The 19,577-nt window shown below is 71.4% G+C and carries 14 protein-coding genes; 10 read left to right on the top strand and 4 right to left on the bottom strand.

Annotation, left to right across the window (positions count from 1 at the left end):
* Window positions 1-229: 229 nt before the first annotated feature.
* The gene (locus ACFY1U_RS29205; RefSeq protein WP_390697095.1) at window positions 230-3,181 is read right to left on the bottom strand and encodes a BTAD domain-containing putative transcriptional regulator; all 2,952 of its coding nucleotides are present in this window, start codon (window positions 3,179-3,181) and stop codon (window positions 230-232) included.
* Window positions 3,182-3,377: 196 nt separating this feature from the next.
* On the opposite strand from ACFY1U_RS29205, the gene ACFY1U_RS29200 reads away from it, so the two are divergent.
* The 6 genes from ACFY1U_RS29200 (at window position 3,378) to ACFY1U_RS29175 (ending at window position 10,846) form a co-directional block, all read left to right on the top strand.
* Complete coding sequence (locus ACFY1U_RS29200; protein ID WP_390697094.1) at window positions 3,378-4,610, top strand: amidohydrolase family protein; 1,233 nt, start codon at window positions 3,378-3,380, stop codon at window positions 4,608-4,610.
* A gap of 17 nt (window positions 4,611-4,627) precedes the next feature.
* Window positions 4,628-5,530 (top strand): LLM class F420-dependent oxidoreductase, encoded by a 903-nt coding sequence (locus ACFY1U_RS29195; protein WP_390697400.1) that lies wholly within the window; start codon window positions 4,628-4,630, stop codon window positions 5,528-5,530.
* 11 nt (window positions 5,531-5,541) lie between these two features.
* Window positions 5,542-6,312 (top strand): SDR family NAD(P)-dependent oxidoreductase, encoded by a 771-nt coding sequence (locus ACFY1U_RS29190; RefSeq protein ID WP_390697093.1) that lies wholly within the window; start codon window positions 5,542-5,544, stop codon window positions 6,310-6,312.
* Window positions 6,313-6,439: 127 nt separating this feature from the next.
* A complete protein-coding gene (locus ACFY1U_RS29185) occupies window positions 6,440-7,558 on the top strand; it encodes an LLM class flavin-dependent oxidoreductase (protein WP_390697092.1) in 1,119 nt (372 codons plus the stop codon).
* A 97-nt stretch (window positions 7,559-7,655) separates the two neighbouring features.
* A complete protein-coding gene (locus ACFY1U_RS29180) occupies window positions 7,656-9,386 on the top strand; it encodes an amidohydrolase family protein (protein WP_390697091.1) in 1,731 nt (576 codons plus the stop codon).
* Window positions 9,383-10,846 carry an aldehyde dehydrogenase family protein gene (locus tag ACFY1U_RS29175; RefSeq protein WP_390697090.1) on the top strand — a complete coding sequence of 488 codons (1,464 nt, stop codon included), beginning with the start codon at window positions 9,383-9,385 and terminating at the stop codon, window positions 10,844-10,846. Before ACFY1U_RS29180 ends, ACFY1U_RS29175 begins: the two co-directional genes overlap by 4 nt.
* Window positions 10,847-11,005: 159 nt before the next feature.
* Here the strand turns inward: ACFY1U_RS29175 and ACFY1U_RS29170 are convergent, their stop codons facing one another.
* The gene (locus tag ACFY1U_RS29170) at window positions 11,006-11,404 is read right to left on the bottom strand and encodes a nitroreductase/quinone reductase family protein (RefSeq protein ID WP_365834627.1); all 399 of its coding nucleotides are present in this window, start codon (window positions 11,402-11,404) and stop codon (window positions 11,006-11,008) included.
* A 209-nt stretch (window positions 11,405-11,613) separates the two neighbouring features.
* On the opposite strand from ACFY1U_RS29170, the gene ACFY1U_RS29165 reads away from it, so the two are divergent.
* Entirely contained in the window at window positions 11,614-13,026 is a 1,413-nt protein-coding gene (locus tag ACFY1U_RS29165; RefSeq protein WP_390697089.1) for a M14 family zinc carboxypeptidase, read from the top strand.
* A gap of 109 nt (window positions 13,027-13,135) precedes the next feature.
* Here ACFY1U_RS29165 and ACFY1U_RS29160 read toward each other — a convergent pair whose 3' ends face one another.
* Together ACFY1U_RS29160 and ACFY1U_RS29155 are read right to left on the bottom strand one after the other, a co-directional pair.
* The gene (locus ACFY1U_RS29160) at window positions 13,136-13,870 is read right to left on the bottom strand and encodes a DUF6348 family protein (RefSeq protein ID WP_390697088.1); all 735 of its coding nucleotides are present in this window, start codon (window positions 13,868-13,870) and stop codon (window positions 13,136-13,138) included.
* Between the two features lie 26 nt (window positions 13,871-13,896).
* Window positions 13,897-15,345, bottom strand: coding sequence for a CehA/McbA family metallohydrolase (locus ACFY1U_RS29155; protein ID WP_390697087.1), 1,449 nt, complete (start codon window positions 15,343-15,345; stop codon window positions 13,897-13,899).
* Window positions 15,346-15,443: 98 nt separating this feature from the next.
* Between ACFY1U_RS29155 and ACFY1U_RS29150 the strand changes: the two genes are divergently transcribed.
* Genes ACFY1U_RS29150 through ACFY1U_RS29140 form a run of 3 tightly spaced genes read left to right on the top strand, consistent with a single transcriptional unit; the run spans window position 15,444 to window position 19,531 of the window.
* A complete protein-coding gene (locus tag ACFY1U_RS29150) occupies window positions 15,444-16,292 on the top strand; it encodes an LLM class F420-dependent oxidoreductase (protein WP_390697086.1) in 849 nt (282 codons plus the stop codon).
* A gap of 38 nt (window positions 16,293-16,330) precedes the next feature.
* The gene (locus ACFY1U_RS29145; protein ID WP_390697085.1) at window positions 16,331-18,913 is read left to right on the top strand and encodes a bifunctional FO biosynthesis protein CofGH; all 2,583 of its coding nucleotides are present in this window, start codon (window positions 16,331-16,333) and stop codon (window positions 18,911-18,913) included.
* Between the two features lie 54 nt (window positions 18,914-18,967).
* Window positions 18,968-19,531, top strand: a complete 564-nt coding sequence (locus ACFY1U_RS29140) for a hypothetical protein (RefSeq protein WP_390697084.1) — start codon at window positions 18,968-18,970, stop codon at window positions 19,529-19,531.
* Window positions 19,532-19,577: the final 46 nt, after the last annotated feature.

The following is a 19,577-nucleotide window of genomic DNA, read 5'->3' as shown; positions in this document are numbered from 1 at the left end:
GACGACTGCCTCCCCTGACCGTTCGGGTCTCTTGATGTGGCCGCCGGCCCGGCGACTCCCCCGAGGACCGCCGGGCCGGCTTCGTGACCGCTCACCGTAGTGCAACGGTCCTGGTCGACCCGTCTGCCCCCCGACGCGACGGAACGACAGGACGAGAGTGCCGGTCGGCGATAAACGAACGATGAACGCCCGCGGCCGGCCCCCGGGGGGCGTTGCATCGAAGGAGCGCTCAGGCGAGCGTCAGCGGTGTGAGGAGTGGGCGGACCGTCTCGGCCTCCGGGGCACCGAGCGCCTCGAACAGCTCCAGGGCCTCGCGCCAGCAGACCTGCGCGCGCCCCGACTGGCCGATGCCGCTCAGCCCGTGGCCGAGGGCGACCAGGACGCCCGCCCGGCGCCAGTCACCGCCGATCCCGCGCAGCACGGTGAGGGCGCTCTCGGCGTTGGCCGCGGCCTGTGCCGGGCGCCCGGCGGCCAGGTCGACCTCGGCCAGCCGGAACAGGGACATGCCCTCCCACAACCGCTGCCGGCTGTCCCGGAACACGGTCAGGGCCTCCTGGAGGCGGGCGGCCGCCTCGGGCAGCTCGCCGTGCTCGGTGAGCGCGAGCCCCAGCGCGTAACGGCCGTTGGCGCCCTTGAGCGCATGCCCCATGGCGTCGTACATCTCCATGCCCTGCCGGGCCAGGGACACCGCGCTGTCGGTCCGCCCGGTGGCCAGGTGGATCCGGGAGAGGTTGCACAGCACGGCCGCCTCGCCCGCCCGGTCGTCGCAGGCGCGGAAGCCCTCGATCGCCCGGGTGATGTGGGTCTCGCCGTCCTCGTGGCGACTCTGGTAGAGCGCGATCACACCGAGGATGTTGGACGCCCAGCAGCCGGCCAGCGGATCGGGCGCGGCGCCGATCAGCTCGTGGGCCAGGGCCGCTTCCTCGTCCGCCAGGTCGAAGCGGCCTGTCACACTGTGCGCGTACCCCAGCGTGATCAGCGCCCGCGCCTCCGCCCGGGTGTCCCCGGCCTCCCGCGCGGCCTGGCGCAGGGCCGAGGCGACCCCTTCGTAGGCCTTGGAGTTGGTGCCGGACTCCGCGAGGTCCACGGCGGCCCACAGCAGGTCGACCGCCCGCCGCAGGAAGCCGGAGCCGGCGGACTGGCGGACGCAGGCCAGCAGGCAGACCGCCTCCGAGTACAGCCAGTCCTGCGCCTGGTGCCGGTCGGCGAAGGTCAGGCCCTGGTACTCCGGGGCGGCCAGGTGGTCGACCAGCCGGTCCCCGGGCCGCTCGATCAGATAGACGCCCGCCGCGGTGGCCAGATAGAAGTCCAGCAGCCGTGACATCGCCGCGTCACGCTCGCTCGGCGGCCACTCGTCCCGTTCCGCGCATGCACGCGCGTAGAGGCGTACGAGATCGTGGTACCGGTAGCGCCCGGGGGCCGCCGACTCCAGCAGCGAGGTGTCGACGAGGGCCTCCAGCAGGTCCTCCGTCTCCTCCGCCGGCAGGTCGAGGACCGCCGCGGCCGCCGCCAGCGAGATGTCCGGCCCGTCCGCGAGGCCCAGCAGCCTGAACGCCCGTGCCTGGGCCGGCTCCAGCGCGCCGTAGCCGAGTTCGAAGGTGGCCTTGACCGCCAGGTCGCCGGCCTGCAGTTCGTCCAGGCGTCTGCGCTCGTCCGCGAGCTTCGCGGCCAGCACGGAGACCGTCCAGGTGCGGCGGGCCGCCAGCCGGGACGCGGCGATGCGGATCGCCAGCGGCAGGAAGCCGCAGGCCGCCACCACGTCCAGCGCGGCCTCGCGCTCGCTCGCCACCCGTTCCTCGCCCACGATCTTCGTGAACAGCGCCAGGGCCTCTTCGGGGGACATCACGTCCAGGTCCACCAGATGGGCCCCGGCGAGGTCGACCATCCGCACCCGGGAGGTCACCAGCGCCGCGCAGCCCTCCGTGCCGGGCAGCAGCGGCCGTACCTGCGCCGCGTCCCGGGCGTTGTCGAGCAGGACCAGCACCCGGCGGCCGTCCAGGACGGACCGGTACAGCGCCGCCCGCTCCTCCAGCGAGTCCGGGATCGCCGAGTCGGCCGTGCCCAGGGCCCGCAGGAACGAGCCCAGGACCGTCTCCGGTTCCGCCGCCCTTGCCCCCGCGCCCTGCAGGTCGACGTACAACTGGCCGTCCGGGAAGGCCGTCCGTGCCTGGTGGGCGACGTGCACGGCCAGCGTCGTCTTGCCGACGCCGCCGATGCCGGCCACCGCGGACACCGCCATCACCCGGCCCTCGGCGGAGGACAGCACCTCGCCGAGTTCCTGGACGAAGGCCGCGCGGCCCGTGAAGTCGGGGACCGTGGCGGGCAGTTGGGCCGGGCGGACGGGGGCGGCGGCCGGCTCGGCCTGCGGGGACTGCGGCTCCGCGAGCGCCGGGTCGGCCTGCAGGATCCGCTGCTGCAGCTCCCTCAGCCCCGGCCGCGGGTCCACCCCCAGCTCGTCCGCCAGCAGTCGGCGGGTGTCCGCGTACACCGCCAGTGCCTCCGCCTGGCGGCCGCTGCGGTACAGGGCCAGCATCAGCAGTTCGCGCAGCCGCTCGCGCAGCGGGTGGGCCGCGGTGAGGGCGGTCAGCTCCGACACGGCCTCCGCGTGGCAGCCCTGCTCCAGGTCCATGTCCAGGCGAGACTCCAGGAGTTGCAGCCGCCACTCCTCCAGGCGGACCCGCTGTGCCTCCGCGTACGGGCCGGGTACGCCGGCCAGTACCTCCCCGTCCCACAGCGCCAGGGCGCGGCCGAGCAGCTCACGGGCGTGGCGCAGGTCCCCGGCGCTCTTCGCCTTCTCCGCCTCGGCGGCGAGGTCCTGCGCCACGGCCAGGTCGAGGGCGCCCTCGGCAAGTCCCCGCACCGCGTACCCGCCGGACTCGCTCACCAGGACCCCGGGGTCCAGCACCTTCCGCAGCCGGGAGGCGTACGTCCGCAGCGCCGCGAGGGCCTGCGAGGGCGGTTCCTCGCCCCACACGGCGTCGATCAGCTCACCCGCGGTGGCCGTGCGGCCCTCCCGCAGCAGCAGGGCGGCGAGCAGGGCACGTTGCTGCGGGGAGCCGGTGCTCAGCTGCTCCGATCCGCGTCGGGCTCGTACCGGACCGAGCACGCCGAAGCTCAGCGGGGCAGGCTCCGCGCAGGAGCCGGCCCGCCTCTGTTCCGGCACCCGCGGTACACCGTCCATCGCCGTCTCCCTAGACACAGTGGGCAACCACGTCAGTTTGCCTTGTTCATGGCGGATGCGTCAGCCAGGGAGGGCGCTTGCACGGGCAGACGCGCGGGATATCACAAGGCCCTCACCTGCTCTTCGCACCCCGGCCGGGTCTTCGATGCCCGCCGCATAGCTGACGGACCGTCAGATCGGCGCTACCGTGACCGCCATGGAGACCACGAAGGACTTCCCGGACTTCCCGCTGATCATCTCCGTCGACGACCACACCGTGGAGCCCGCCGACGTGTGGCAGAGCCGTCTGCCGAAGAAGTACCTCGACACCGGCCCCCGCATAGTCCGTGCGCCGCTGAAGGAGATCTCCTTCCTCGGCGGCCGCTTCCGCCCCGTGATGGGCGCCCCCGGCGACGACGGACCCCTCGGTGACTGGTGGCTGTACGAGAGCCTCCAGCGGCCCCTCACCCGCCTGGACACCGCGGTCGGCTACAGCAGGGACGAGATCAAGCTCGAGGTCATCACCTACGAGCAGATGCGCCCGGGCTCGTACGACGTCCCGCAGCGCCTCGCCGACATGGACGTCAACCACGTCCAGTCCTCCGTCTGCTTCCCGAGCTTCCCGCGCTTCTGCGGCCAGACCTTCACCGAGGCCGAGGACAAGGAGCTGGGCCTGCTCTGCGTCCAGGCCTACAACGACTGGATGGTGGAGGAGTGGTGCGGGCCGCAGGCCCAGGGCCGGCTCATACCCCTCACCCTCATCCCCCTCTGGGACGCCGAGTTCGCGGCGGCGGAGGTCCGGCGCAACGCCGCCCGCGGGGTCCGCGCCGTCGCTTTCTCCGAGATACCCCCGCACCTGGGCCTCCCCTCCGTCCACTCCGACGACTGGGACCCCTTCCTCGCCGCCTGCGACGAGACCGGCACGGTCATCGCCATGCACATCGGCTCCAGCAGCCGTATGCCCTCGACGTCCAAGGACGCCCCGCCCGCCGTGGGTTCCACCATCACCTTCGCCAACTGCTGCTTCTCGATGGTGGACTGGCTGATGAGCGGCAAGTTCGAACGCTTCCCGAACCTGAGGATCATGTATGCGGAGGGCCAGATCGGCTGGATCCCGTACATCCTTGAACGTGCCGACGTCGTCTGGGAGGAGAACCGCGGCTGGGGAGGCGTGGCCGACAAGGTTCACCGCCCGCCGTCCGAACTCTTCGCCGAGCACATCTACGGCTGCTTCTTCGACGACGCCTTCGGGCTGAAGAACCTCGACGCGATCGGCGTCGGCAACGTCCTCTACGAGACCGACTACCCCCACTCCGACTCCACCTGGCCGAAGTCCCGGCAGGTCGGCGAGGCGCAGATGGGCCATCTGGACCCGGAGGTGGTGGAGCGGATCGTGCGCGGGAACGCCATCGAACTGCTGGGGCTCACCCCTGAGGGACTCTGGCGGTGAGTGCCCTGACGTACGGGATGCAGCTGCCCGTCCAGTCCCAGAGCACGATCTATGCCGAGGGGTGGGAGGCCGCCGCCGGTCCCGGGGACCTGGTGGAGATCGCCCGCAGCGCCGACCGCGCGGGCTTCGGCTACCTCGCGAGCTGCGACCACGTCGCCATCCCGCGCCGGCTGGCTCCCGCCATGAGCACGGTCTGGTACGACCCCGTCGCCACCCTCGGCTTCCTGGCGGGCGTGACCGAGCGGGTGCGGCTGCTCAGCCATGTCGCCGTCGTGGGGCTGCGGCATCCGCTGCTGACGGCCAAGCAGTACGCCACCCTCGACCATCTGGCGGGCGGCCGGCTGATCCTGGGCGTCGGCGCCGGGCATGTGCGGGAGGAGTTCGAGGTGCTCGGCGTCGACTTCGACCGGCGCGGGGCCGTGCTCGACGAGTCGATCGACGCCCTGCGCGCCGCCCTCGGCCCCGACGAGTTCCCCGAGCACCACGGCAAGCTCTACGACTTCGAGGGACTCGGTCAGCAGCCGAGGCCGGCCCAGGAGCGCGTGCCGGTGTGGGTCGGCGGATCGTCCCCCGCCGCCGTGCGCCGGGCGGCCCTCAAGGGGGACGGCTGGCTGCCGCAGGGCGACCCGCGGGACCGGCTGCCCGCGCAGATCGAGCGGATACGGCGGCTGCGGGACGAGGCGGGCCTCGACGGGCCGTTCACGATCGGCGCCATCACCGAGCCGCTCCACCTCGGCACACCCGCCTGGGACGTCGGCCGCCGCACCCTCACCGGCCCGCCGGACGCGCTCGCCGAGTCCCTGCGGGCGTACCGCGCGATGGGCGTGGACCAGATCCAGGTGCGGTTCCGCAGCCGCAGCCGCACCGAACTCACCGACCAGATGGCGGCCTTCGGCGCCGAAGTGGCGCCCCTTCTCTGAGGAGTCATGGCATGGGCAAGCTGGACGGACGCGTCGTGATCGTCACCGGGGCGGCGCGCGGACAGGGGGAGCAGGAGGCCCGCCTGTTCAGGGCGGAGGGGGCCGAGGTCGTGATCGCCGACGTCCTCGACGAGCAGGGCGGCGCCCTCGCGGAGGAGCTGGGAGCGCGCTACGTCCACCTGGACGTGAGCCAGGAGGACCAGTGGCGGTCGGCGGTGAGCGCCGCGAAGAACGCCTTCGGCCGGATAGACGGTCTGGTCAACAACGCCGGCATCCTGCGCTTCAACTCCCTGCTCGACACCCCCCTCGACGAGTTCATGCAGGTCGTACAGGTCAACCAGGTCGGCTGCTTCCTCGGCATCAAGACCGTCGCGCCGGTGATGGAGGACGGCGGCACCATCGTCAACACCGCCTCCTACACGGCCGTGACCGGCATGGCCGCCGTCGGCACGTACGCCGCCACCAAGCACGCCGTCCTCGGCCTCACCCGCGTCGCCGCCCTGGAACTCGCCGACCGGCGCATCCGCGTCAACGCCATGTGCCCCGGCGCCATTGACACCGCCATGTCCAACCCGGCCCGGCTGGATCCGACGGCGGACGCGGAGGAGACGGGCCGGGCCCTGGACGAGCTGTACCGCAAGCTCGTGCCGCTCGGCCGGATCGGGAAGCCGGAGGAGGTCGCGCGGCTGGCCCTGTTCCTGACCTCCGACGACTCCTCCTACATCACCGGGCAGCCGTTCGTGATCGACGGGGGCTGGCTGGCGGGGGTCAGCGTCTTCTGAACCCGGAGGGAATCCGACGGGCGAATCTGACTGACCATCAGCTATTGACCCTCCGTGCGGGTGGTGCAACAGTCATCCAAAACTGACTGTGCGTCAGAAACATCAGAACCGGGGACGGTGAACCTCCTTGGAATTCGGGCTCTTTGTACAGGGATACGTGGGCAAGCGCGCCGAGACCGACCCGCTCGCCGAGCACAAGGCACTGATGGAGGAGACCGAGTACGTCATCCAGGCGGACAGGTCGGGCTTCAAGTACGCCTGGGCGTCCGAGCACCACTTCCTGGAGGAGTACTCGCACCTCTCCGCAAACGACGTGTTCCTGGGCTACCTGGCGCACGCGACGGAGCGGATCCATCTGGGGTCCGGCATCTTCAACCCGCTGGCCCAGGTCAACCACCCGGTGAAGGTCGCCGAGAAGGTCGCCATGCTCGACCACCTCACCGGCAACCGCTTCGAGTTCGGCAGCGGGCGGGGCGCCGGTTCGCACGAGATCCTCGGGTTCATACCGGGGGTGACCGACATGAACTACACGAAGGAGATCTGGGAGGAGACGATCGCCGAGTTCCCGAAGATGTGGCTCCAGGACGAGTACGCCGGCTTCCAGGGCAAGCACTGGCAGCTGCCGCCGCGCAAGGTCCTGCCGAAGCCGTACGGGAAGTCGCATCCGGCGATGTGGTACGCGGCCGGGTCGCCACCCTCGTACGCCATGGCCGCCCGCAAGGGCCTCGGGGTGCTCGGTTTCAGCATCCAGAAGGTCTCCGACATGGAGTGGGTGCTGGAGCAGTACAAGACGGCGATCGTGAACGCCGAGCCGGTCGGGGACTTCGTCAACGACAACGTGATGGTCACGACGACGGCCATCTGCGCGCCGACACACGACGAGGCGATACGGATCGCCACCAACGGCGGGCTGCACTACCTGCCGTCGCTGGTGTTCCGGTACCACGACACCTTCCCGCGGCCCGAGGGCTTCCCGGTGTGGCCGGAGACGCTGCCGGAGTACACGCCCGAGTTCGTCGAAGTCCTCATCGAGGAGGAGCTGTTGATCTGCGGGGACCCGGACGAGGTGCTCACGCAGTGCAAGCGGTGGGAGCAGGCGGGGGCGGATCAGCTGAGCTTCGGGTTGCCGGTGGGGGTGCCGAAGGAGGAGACGCTGCAGACGATTCGGTTGATCGGGGAGCATGTGATTCCGAAGATCGACACGGATCCGGTTCATCGGACTTCGCGGTTCCGGGCGGCTTCTTGAACGCCGTTGCGGGGTGCGGGTTCGTGGTGGCTGGTCGCGCAGTTCCCCGCGCCCCTAAACGGCGGTCACCGCACCGGAGTTGAAAAGGAGGACCCCTGTGCTCGATCACCTCATCAAAGGCGCCACCGTTGTCGATGGGACGGGCGCTCCTGCCTACACCGCCGACGTCGGGATCCAGGACGGGCGTATCGCCGCCATCGGGATCATCGCCGAGGAAGCCCGTACGAGCGAGGACGCGGCCGGGCTCGTCCTCGCGCCCGGCTTCGTCGACCCGCACACCCACTACGACGCACAGCTGTTCTGGGATCCGTATGCCACGCCCTCCCTCAACCACGGGGTGACGACCGTCGCTGCCGGGAACTGCGGATTCACGCTCGCGCCGCTCAACCCCGCCCGTCCCGCCGACGCCGACTACACGCGCCGCATGATGTCCAAGGTGGAGGGCATGTCGCTGGTCGCCCTCGAAGAAGGGGCGCCCTGGAGCTGGCACTCCTTCGGGGAGTATCTGGACGCCCTGGAGGGGCGGATCGCGGTCAACGCGGGGTTCATGGTCGGGCACTGTGCCCTGCGCCGGTATGTGATGGGGCCGGATGCGGTCGGCGGGCAGCCGAGTGAGGAGCAGCTGGCGGCGATCGTACGGCTGTTGCACGAGGCCATGGACGCCGGTGCCTGGGGCTTCTCCACCACCCAGTCGCGCTCGCACTCCGACGGTGACGGGCAGCCCGTCGCCTCCCGGCATGCGAAGCCCGACGAACTCCTCGCCCTCTCCCGTGCCGTCGGCGAGCACGAGGGCACGCAGATCGAGGCGATCGTCGCCGGCTGCCTCGACCAGTTCAGCGACGCGGAGATCGACCTGTTCGCGGAGATGAGCGCGGCGGCCGGACGGCCTCTGAACTGGAACGTCCTGACCATCGACGCCTCCGTCCCTGAACGCGTCCCCCGGCAGCTGTTCGCGAGTGAGCAGGCGCGGAAGGCGGGTGGCAGGGTCGTCGCCCTGACCATGCCGATCCTCACGCCGATGAACATGTCGCTGGGCACCTTCTGCGCGCTGAACCTGATACCCGGGTGGGGGCCCGTCCTCGGGCTGCCGGTGCCGGAGAGGATCGCCCGGTTGCGCGACCCGGAGATACGCGCCGAGCTGCTGAAGCGGGCCACGTCCAAGGAGGCCGGTGTCTTCAGGCGGCTCACGAACTTCGGGCGGTACGTCATCGGGGACACGTACAGCGAGGCGAACGAGGGGCTGACGGGCAGGGTCGTCGAGGAGATCGCAAAGGAGCGGGGGCAGGACCCGTTCCAGTGCCTCGTCGAGATCTGCGCGGCCGACGAGCTGCGCACGGTCCTGTGGCCCATGCCGACCGACAACGACCCCGCGTCCTGGGCGCTGCGCGCCGAGACCTGGCAGCACGAGGACGTGCTGCTCGGCGGGTCCGACGCCGGTGCGCATCTGGACCGCATGTGCGGAGCCCCGTACACCACCCGCTTCCTGGGCGACTGTCTGCGCCGGCGGAAGCTGGTCGGTCTGGAGCAGGCGGTGAAGATGCTGACCGACGATCCTGCGCGGCTGTTCGGGCTGCGCGAGCGGGGCCGGGTGGAGGAGGGCTTCCATGCGGATCTGGTCCTCTTCGACCCGGAGCGGATCGACGCGGGTACGGCCACCCTGGTGCACGACCTGCCGGGTGACAGTCCGCGGCTGGACGCCAAGGCGATCGGGGTGCGGGCCGTGTGGGTCAACGGGGTCGAGGCGATCCGGGACGACGTGGTGAGCGGCGCCGTGCCCGGGAAGGTGCTGCGGTCGGGGCGGGACACCCGAACGGTGAGCACCAGGTGAACCAAGGGGCGGACGGGCAGCGGCTGTTCGTCGGCGGCCGGTGGGTCGAGCCGGACGGCGGCCACTACGAGGTCGTCGACCCGGCGACCGAGGAGACCATCGGGTGGGCTCCGGAGGCCTCGCGGGATCAGGTGCACGCGGCCTGTGCCGCGGCCCGCGAGGCCTTCGGGCCGTGGTCGAGGACCCCGCCCGAGGAACGGGCGGCGGTGCTCGGCCGCGCGGCGGACATCATCGCGAGCCGGTTCCTGCCGTACGCCGAGCTGTCGCAGGCGGAGACCGGGGCGACCACGGGGACGGCGCGGGCGATGCAGGTCGGGGTGGGCGTGGCCCGGTTCCGGCGGTACGCACGCGTGGAGCCCGCCGAGTGGGCGATCCCGCCGCAGATCAACGAGGCCGGGCCGATGGGGAAGGCGGGCGTGATGGGCGCGCTGGCCGTCCGCCAGCCGGTCGGCGTGGTCGCCTGCATCACGTCGTACAACAACCCGTGGGCCAACCCGGCCGGCAAGATCGCGCCCGCCCTGGCCATGGGCAACACGGTGGTGGTGAAGCCCGCCCCGCAGGATCCGTTGTCCGTCTACCGGATGGCGGAGGCGCTGGAGGCGGCGGGAGCACCGGCGGGTGTGGTGAACGTGGTCTCGGGGCGGGCGGTGGAGGTCGGCGAGGCGGCCGTCGCGTCCCCGGATGTCGACATGGTGAGCTTCACCGGGTCGACGGCGGTCGGGCAGCGGATCGGCGAGGTGTGCGGCCGTTCCATGAAGCGGCAGCTGATGGAGCTGGGCGGCAAGGGCGCGGCGATCGTCTTCGACGACGCGGATGTGGGCTCAGCGGTGGCCGGCATCGGCACGACCTTCTCCTTCTACAGCGGCCAGATCTGCACGGCACCGACACGGGTGCTGGCGCAGCGGGGCGTGTACGACCGCCTGGTCGAGCAACTGGCGGCGTATGCCGACCGGTTGACGGTCGGCGACCCTCGTGACCCGAACACGGTGGTCGGGCCGGTGATCTCGGCCGCGCACCGGGACCGGGTGGAGTCGTACGTCGAACTGGGCCGGAAGGAGGGCGCGGCGGTGGTGACGGGCGGCGAACGCCCGTCGTCCTTCGACCGGGGCTTCTATGTCACCCCGACTCTCCTCGCCGACTGCACCAACGACATGCGCGTGGCCCGCGAGGAGATCTTCGGCCCCGTGGTGTCCGTCATCCCCTTCGAGGAGGAGGAAGAGGGCATCGCCCTCGCGAACGACACCGACTACGGCCTCATCGACTACGTCTGGTCGGGCGACGTGGCCCGAGCCTTCCGCGTGGCACGGCAGCTGCGGGCGGGCGGGGTGGGGGTCAACACGGTGGGCCGCAACATGGAGGCGCCGTTCGGCGGGTTCAAGAGGAGCGGGGTGGGGCGGGACGTGGGGTCGTACGCACTGCACGCGTACAGCGAGGTGCAGGCGATCGTCTGGCCGGGGTGACGCCCCGGGGCCTCGGTTCATGAAAACCACGGTGCGGGTGGACGGCGGCGAGGTCTGGGCGGACGACAGAGGCGGAGAAGCGGTGCCGGCCGGTTCCAGCATGGGCGGTCAGACGGCGCTCGGGCTGGCGCTCGCCGACCCCGGCCGGGTGGCGGCCCGTCAGTCCTCCAGATCCACCCGCACCGTCAGCAACCCGGCCCCTATCACCCGCACCGCCACGCTGTTCGGCGAACGCAGGGCGCGCAGGCGGGCGATGGGGTCGTCGTCCGGCAACAGGTGTGCCGTGCCGGTGTGCCAGCGGCCGCGCAGCCGGACCCTCACCCGCGGGTCGGCCTTGATGTTGCGGACGTACTGGGACCGTTCCCCGAACTCGGAGACCAGCCAGAAGGAGTCGCCCACCCGGCGTCCGCCGACCGGGGTGCGACGGGGCAGGCCCGAGGTGCGGCCCGTGGTCTCCAGGAGGGTCTGGAGGGGGAGGCGGCGCATGACGGCGTTCAGGCGGCGCTGGAACGCCGTGACGTAGCGGTACTTGGTCTCCGAGTGGCGGGGGCGGGCCATGGTGAGGAGGCTCCTGTTCTCCGGCGGCGACGGTGGTCTTCAATGTCCCTCACCTTGCCCCGAGGGGAAGCAGTGGGTCGGCCGACGCGCGTCGTGACCTGAAATCCGTGGTGGCGGCGCCCACGGGGGAACCGCATGTCACGCGCCATTTCCTTACCGCCATGGACATGTCACATTAGCCCTACCCATCCCCCACGAAGGGTCACTCCATGGCACACAAACGCCTGGCAGGCCTGGCCTCCGGCGCCGTCCTGGTCGGCGCCGCCCTCCTCCTGCCGCAGACCGCGCAGGCCAGAGCCACGGCGCACGTCACCGCCGACCGTGCCACCACCCGCACCGTCGTCATCTACCGCGTACCGACGCGCCACCCCCTCCGGGACGCGGAACGGCTCGCCGACGCCGGATACGACCTTCTGGAACGCCGTCAGGGCGACAACCTGTTCGTCTCCGGAACCGCGTCGACCGCGACCGCGCTGCGGCGGCTCGGCTTCACCCCGGCGATCGAGACCAGACTGACGGAGACGGTCCCCTCCGGCACCGCCCCCCGGCATGTCGCCGCCGTCGGCGACACCTACGACGGCGGGTACCACACCGTAACCGCTCAGTACACGCACATGGATCAGGCTGCCTCCCAACACCCGGATCTGGCAAAGGAAGTGACGTATGGTCAGTCCTGGCTGAAGCAGAAGGGGAACGGCGGTCGCGACCTGAAGGCGATCTGCCTCACCAAACTCCAGACGAACGACTGCGCGCTCAGCCCGAACTCGGCCAAGCCGCGGTTCTTCCTGATGAGCCAGATACACGCCCGCGAGCTGACCACCGGCGAGATGTCCTATCGCTGGATAGACGCGCTGATCAACGGCTACGGCAAGGACTCGGCCATCACCAAACTGATGGACACCACCGAGATGTGGGTGGTGCCCGACGCCAACCCCGACGGCGTCGACATGGTCGCGCAGGGCGGCAACAACCCCGTACTGCAACGCAAGAACGCCGACAGCTCCCACGGCAGCCGGTGCGGCGTGAGCGCGTACAGCCAGATCGGCGTCGACCTCAACCGCAACACCAGCAGCCACTGGAACACCGCCGGCACCTCCAGCGCCGCCTGCGACCAGACCTACGGCGGCCCGGCGGCCGACTCCGAGGTGGAGAACACCTCCCTGGAGAAACTGTTCCGCGAGCTCTACCCGGCGGTGCGCACCGGCACCGGTGACACCGCCCCGGCGCCGTCCACCGCCAAGGGCATGATGATCACCCTGCACAGCGACGCCAGCATGGTCCTGTTCCCCTGGGAGTACGACTCCCGCGTGCACACCGGCAACGACGCGTCCCTGCGCGCCCTCGCCGCCCATATGGCCTCGCTGACCGGCTACCAGTACGGCCAGGCCGGCGAGATCCTGTACGACGCCTCCGGCGGCACCGACGACTGGACCTACGACAAGCTCGGCCTCGCCAGCTTCACCATCGAGATCGGCGACAGCGACGGCGCCGGCTGCGACGGCTTCACCCCGCCGTACTCCTGCCAGGACAGCTACTTCTGGCCGAAGATCGAACCCGCCCTCCTCTACGCGGCCCAGCACTCCGCCGCTCCTTACAGCACGGCATCCACCGCCCGGCACTGACCTCCGCGCCCGAACGCGCCGGGCTGGACGGCCCGCATCCGCACCCGTCCAGCCCGGCCCGTACCGGGACACCTACGAGGCTGCCGTCCGGTGGCGAGGTCCGACGGGATCACCGGGGATCGGACGCGGCCGGCAGCAGCAGCGCGTAGTGACGCACCGCCGTGAAGGCCGTCGGCTCGGGCAGCTTCAGAGCCCGCATCGCGGCCGAGGCGGCTTCGTGCCGCTCCCCGTTGATCCGTATCTCGGCCTGCATCGCGCCGGGCTTTCCGCCGTAGAAGACCTTGACGCCGTTGAAGAACGGCGATTCCAGGTCCGCGGTGAAGGTGTGCGCGATGCGGTGCAGTACGTTCGCGTCCAGCAGCGCGGTCTGCAGGCGCCGGTTCTCGGCCGGGTCCAGTCCGATGCCCACCGCCCCGGAGACGATCGAGTGCCAGCCGGGGACGCCGCGCTCCTCGTCCGGGTCCACGTGGTCCGCGAAGCGCTGGGTCGGGTCGAGAAGTTCGAGCAGGCACGCGCCCGCTGTCTGCACCCATGTATCGGCCGCCTTGCGGGCGTCCCCGGACATCGCCACGACACAGTCCATGAAGCACGGCACATCCGGCTGGACACTCACGTCCGGCAGCGCGACGAGGTCGTAGTGGCGGCCACCCCCATGGTGGGGCGGCGCCACCGCCACCGCCCAGCCGCGCGGGCTGGACAGCGAATTGCCCTTCAGCTCGGCGCCCTGCGTCACGCCGGGCGCGTACTCCTCGAGGCTCGCCTTCACCAGGGCGAGGAACTCGAGGTCGGGGAGGCGTTCCGCAGGCGGGTCCGGGTGCCGCGCGCGGCGTCGTATCCAAGGCATGGGGTGGATCGTAGTGAGCTTCGCGTTCACCGACGTCCCAGGAAGACCGGGTTGGTGAACGCCGCCATCACCCCCGGCACCGGACCCAGCGCCGTCTCGTGCCGCAACTCCGCCCGTACATAGGCCGCGTAGGCCGGCGTCGTACGCCACTCCACCGTGCCGGAGCCCCCGACCGGCAGCGGGTCGCTCGTGAACAGCACCCCCTGGTCGGTGACGATGCGGACGGTGCAGCGAGGGGCGCCCGAGGCCTCCAGGCGGACGGTGACCGGGGTGTCGGGGTCGACCTCCAGCCGCTCGCCGATGCCCGCGTGCCGGCCCTCGTCGCCGGTCGCCGTGAAGGACACCGACACGTTCTTCGACTCGGCGATGTACGAGCGTCCGGCCCGGATGCCGTCCTGGATCGCCTCCCGGGTCAGGTCGTCGGCGAGGACGACCGTCTGCGGCAGCCCCACCGTGTCCGGATCGCGGTGTGCGTCGCTGTTGCCCATCGCCGGGAGCCAGTCGCGCCCCTCGCGCACGGACGTGACGAGCTGGTTGTCCCACTCCGCGAGCGTCACCTCGTCGTCCGGTGTCCACGGCCCGTTCCACACCTCGACCGCGTCCGCCTCGCCGAAGCCGAACTTCCAGCCGCAGCCGACGCAGGTGCCGTGCGGGTGGGCGGGGACGACCAGGCCGCCCGCCTCGCGGATACGGTCGGCGAAGCGGCCGAAGCGACGGTCCCGGGCCCGGTAGCGCCAGTCGACGAAGGTGCCGGGATCGGTGCCGAGGGCGAGGACATGGCCGTTCCTCGTCGTCACCTCCTCACCGAGCATGATCAGCAGGTCCTCGCCCGCCTCCGGGGCCCAATGCGGGTGCGAGGAGTGGGTGTTGTGGTCCGAGGAGTTGATGAAGTCCAGGCCGGCCGCCCGCGCGAGGGCCGCGACCTCGGCGGGGGTACGGCGGCCGTCGGAGTACCAGGTGTGGAGGTGGCAGTCGCCGCGGTACCAGGCCCGGCCCCGGCCCCGGGCGCGCGACGGCGGATACACGGGCTCCGGGGTCTCGCCGGGCTCCCCGTGCGTGAGCGTGACCGTGAGCTCGTACGACAGTCCCTGCGGGGCCACCGTGTACGGGCCCAGCACGACGTGCCAGGTGCCGGGGCGGATCGGACCGGCGAGGTATCCGGGCGTCGCGTCGTCCGCCCGCACGAAGAACTCCGTACGGGCCCCGCCCGACCACCCCCGGAACCCCTCCCCGCCCAGCTCGGTGCCCCGCTCGTCGAAGAGGCCGATGTCGAGCGCGTTGCCTGGGGTGCCGGGCGGGACGGCGGGCTTGTCGTAGGTGTAGGAGACCCTCAACTCGTTTACGCCGTACGGGACTTCGACGGGCACGTACACGTAGTCCGGGGTGCCCGGGGGCAGGGAGCCGCGGATCGTTGTCACTTCCTCAACGTAAACCTCCCTAGGGGCGCGGGGAACTGCGCCACAAGCCACAAACACACCCGCACTCGCCGACGACGATCAGCCAGCCCCTTCAATCCGCGAACAACCGACCAGTCGGTATGGACATTCGCCACTCGCCCCGGTACAGATGACCCATGCGAATCGCCGTGACAATCTTCCTCACCGACGAGACCGTCACCCCCACCCGGCTCGCGCGGGAGCTGGAAGCGCGCGGTTTCGCGGGGCTGTACCTGCCCGAGCACACGCACATCCCGGTGGAGCGTGCGACCCCGTACCCGGCGGGCGGCGACCTGCCGCCCGAGTACGGCCGCACGCTCGACCCCTTCGTCGCGCTCGGCCAGGCGGCCGCGGTCACCGAGCGGCTGGGCCTCGGCACCGGCATCACCCTGGTCGCCCAGCACGACCCGATCGGCCTCGCCAAGCAGATCGCGACCCTCGACCACCTCTCCGGCGGCCGCTTCACCCTCGGCCTCGGCTTCGGCTGGAACGTCGAGGAGGCCGCCGACCACGGGGTCGAGTGGCGTACGCGGCGGGAGCTGGTGCGGGACCGGATGGCGCTGATGCGGGCGCTGTGGAAGGACGAACCCGTCGCGTACGAGGGGGAGTTCGGGGGCGTGCGGGCCTCGTACGCCTACCCGAAGCCCGCCCAGAAGCCGCGCGGCCCGGTCGTCGGCCCGCGCACCCTCGTCGGCGGGGCCGCCGGCCCCAAGCTCTTCTCCCACATCTGCGCGTACGCCGACGGCTGGCTGCCGATCGGCGGCCGCGGGCTGACGGAGTCACTGCCGGTGCTGCGGGCCGCCTGGGCCGACGCGGGCCGCGACCCCGAGGCGCTGCAGGTGGTCCCCTACGCGGTCTTCCCCACCCCCGGCAAGCTCGCGCACTACGCGGAGCTGGGCATCGAGGAGGTCGTCGTACAGCTGCCGCCGGCGGGGGAGTCAGAGGTACTGCGGGTGCTGGACCAGTACGGGGCCCTGCTGGGCTGACCCCTGGGTACTGATCCGCTCGACCGTATGCTCGAAGAATGACGACTTCCGCGACCGGAACCGGCCCCACCGACAACTCCATGCGTCGCGCCCTCAAACGCGCCCGCGACGGCGTCGCCCTGGACGTCTCCGAGGCCGCCGTCCTGCTCCAGGCCCGCGGCGAGGCCCTCACCGACCTCGCCGCGTCCGCCGCCCGCGTCCGCGACGCAGGCCTCGACGCGGCCGGCCGCCCCGGCGTCATCACGTACTCGAAGAGCGTCTTCATCCCCCTCACCCGGCTGTGCCGGGACAAGTGCCACTACTGCACCTTCGTCACCGTCCCCGGCAAGCTGCGCCGCGCCGGCCACGGGATGTTCATGTCCCCGGACGAGGTCCTCGACATCGCCCGCAAGGGCGCGGCCCTCGGCTGCAAGGAAGCCCTCATCACCCTCGGCGACAAGCCCGAGGACCGCTGGCCGGAGGCGCGCGAGTGGCTCGACGCGCACGGCTACGACGACACCATCGCCTACGTCCGCGCCATCTCCATCCGCATCCTGGAGGAGACGGGCCTGCTGCCCCACCTCAACCCCGGCGTGATGTCCTGGACGGACTTCCAGCGGCTCAAGCCCGTCGCCCCCTCCATGGGCATGATGCTGGAGACGACCGCGACCCGCCTGTGGTCCGAACCGGGCGGCCCGCACTACGGATCCCCGGACAAGGAACCCGCCGTACGGCTGCGGGTCCTGGAGGACGCGGGCCGCTCCTCGGTCCCCTTCACGTCCGGCCTCCTGATCGGCATCGGCGAGACGTACGAGGAGCGGGCGGAGTCCCTCTTCGCGCTGCGCAGGATCTCCCGCGCCTACCACTCCATCCAGGAGCTGATCATCCAGAACTTCCGCGCCAAACCGGACACCGCGATGCGCGGCATGCCGGACGCGGAGCTGGACGAGCTGGTCGCCACGGTGGCCGTCGCCCGTCACATCATGGGCCCGTCCGCCAACCTCCAGGCCCCGCCCAACCTGGTCGACTCCGAGTACGAGCGGCTGATCGGCGCCGGCATCGACGACTGGGGCGGCGTGTCCCCCCTGACGATCGACCACGTCAACCCGGAACGCCCCTGGCCGCAGATCGACGAACTCACCGAGCGCTCCCGCGCCGCCGGCTTCGAACTGCGCGAACGCCTCTGCGTCTACCCGGAGTTCGTCCAGCGCGGCGAGCCCTGGCTGGACCCCCGGCTGCGCCCGCACGTCCGCGCCCTGGCCGACCCGGAGACGGGCCTGGCGGTGCCGGACGCGGTGGTCGAGGGTCGTCCCTGGCAGGAACCGGAGGAGGTCTTCGTAGCGACCGGTCGCACCGACCTGCACGCCTCCATCGACACCGAGGGCCGTACCTCCGACCGCCGCGACGACTTCGACGAGGTGTACGGCGACTGGGCGGCCCTGCGCGAGGCGGCCGCCCCCGGCATGCTGCCGGAGCGCATCGACACCGACGTACGGGCGGCCCTGGCGACGGCGGCGGACGACCCGACGCGCCTCACGGACGCGGAGGCCCTCGCCCTCCTGCACGCCGACGGCCCCGCACTGGACGCCCTCACACGGATCGCGGACGACGTACGGAGGTCGGCTGTCGGCGACGACGTGACGTACATCGTCACCCGCAACATCAACTTCACCAACGTCTGCTACACGGGCTGCCGCTTCTGCGCGTTCGCGCAGCGCAGGACGGACGCGGACGCCTACACGCTCTCCCTGGAGCAGGTCGCGGACCGCGCCCAGCAGGCCTGGGACGTGGGCGCGGTGGAGGTCTGCATGCAGGGCGGCATCCACCCCGACCTGCCGGGTACGGCGTACTTCGACATCGCGAAGGCGGTGAAGTCCCGCGTCCCCGGAATGCACGTCCACGCCTTCTCGCCGATGGAGGTCGTGAACGGCGCCACCCGCACCGGCATGTCCATCCGGGAGTGGCTGAGCGCGGCCAAGGAGGCGGGCCTGGACACCATCCCGGGCACGGCGGCGGAGATTCTGGACGACGAGGTCCGCTGGGTGCTCACCAAGGGCAAGCTCCCTACAGCCACCTGGATCGAGGTCGTCACGACCGCGCACGAGCTGGGCATCCGGTCCTCGTCGACGATGATGTACGGCCATGTGGACCAGCCGCGCCACTGGCTCGGCCATCTGCGGACCCTGTCCCGCATCCAGCAACAGACGGGCGGCTTCACGGAGTTCGTGACGCTCCCCTTCATCCACACCAACGCGCCCGTGTACCTGGCGGGCATCTCCCGCCCCGGCCCGACGACGAGGGACAACCGCGCGGTGACGGCGATGGCGCGCCTGCTGCTGCACCCGTACATCCCCAACATCCAGACCAGCTGGGTGAAGCTGGGCACGGAGGGCGCGGCGGAAATGCTCCGCTCCGGGGCCAACGACCTGGGCGGCACCCTCATGGAGGAGACGATCTCCCGCATGGCGGGCTCCTCCTACGGCTCGTACAAGTCCGTCAAGGACCTGATCGCGGTGGCGGACGCGGCCGGCCGCCCGGCGAAGCCGCGCACGACGCTGTACGGGGAGGTGCCGGAGGAGCGGCAACGGGCGGCGGCGGTCTCGGACGGGCACTTGCCGGAACTTTTGCCGGTCCTGGACTGAGTACGATGATCCGACCCCTGTTCCACGAGGACATGGGGATGTGGAGCTGAGGAGATGCGTGCCGTGCCAGCCCCGAAGGTCTGGGTGACCGGTCTGACGGTGGGAGCGATCGCCGCTGTCGTCGCCCTGGCCGTACAGGCCGACAAGGGGCCGAAGCCCCACGCGGTCGCCGCCCGGCCGAGCGCTTCGGCGTCCGCGGGCGCGCATCCCACGCCCACGAAGTCCGCGGCCCCGGCCGCGGTGCCGGCCGGATCCGGCACCGGGCGGCGCGTCGTCTACTCCCTCGGGAAGAAGACGGTGTGGCTGGTCGACGCGAGCGATGCGGCCCGCCGTACGTTCGCGGTGTGGCCGGGGACGGTGAGCCCGGACCCGGGCACCTACACGGTCGGCGCCCGCACCCGGGGCGCCATCACCGGCTCCGACGGCGTGAAGATCGAACACATCGTGTACTTCTCGGTCAAATCCGGCGTGAATGTCGCCTTCTCCAACGCGGTGGACGGGGCTTCACCGCCGCCCGCCTCGGGGGTGCGGACGGGCGGCATCCGGATGCGGGTCGCCGACGGGGCGGCGCTGTGGACGTTCGGGTCGACCGGCACGAAGGTCGTGGTCGTCGGCTAGGGAGGGTCGTCACACGACGGCCCGGCCGAGCAGTCCGGCCGGGCCG

Source organism: Streptomyces sp. NPDC001351, from assembly GCF_042896045.1.
Lineage (GTDB): Bacteria > Actinomycetota > Actinomycetes > Streptomycetales > Streptomycetaceae > Streptomyces.
The sequence above is the reverse complement of the archived record's forward strand: the minus strand, read 5'-3'. Positions and strand labels throughout refer to the sequence as shown.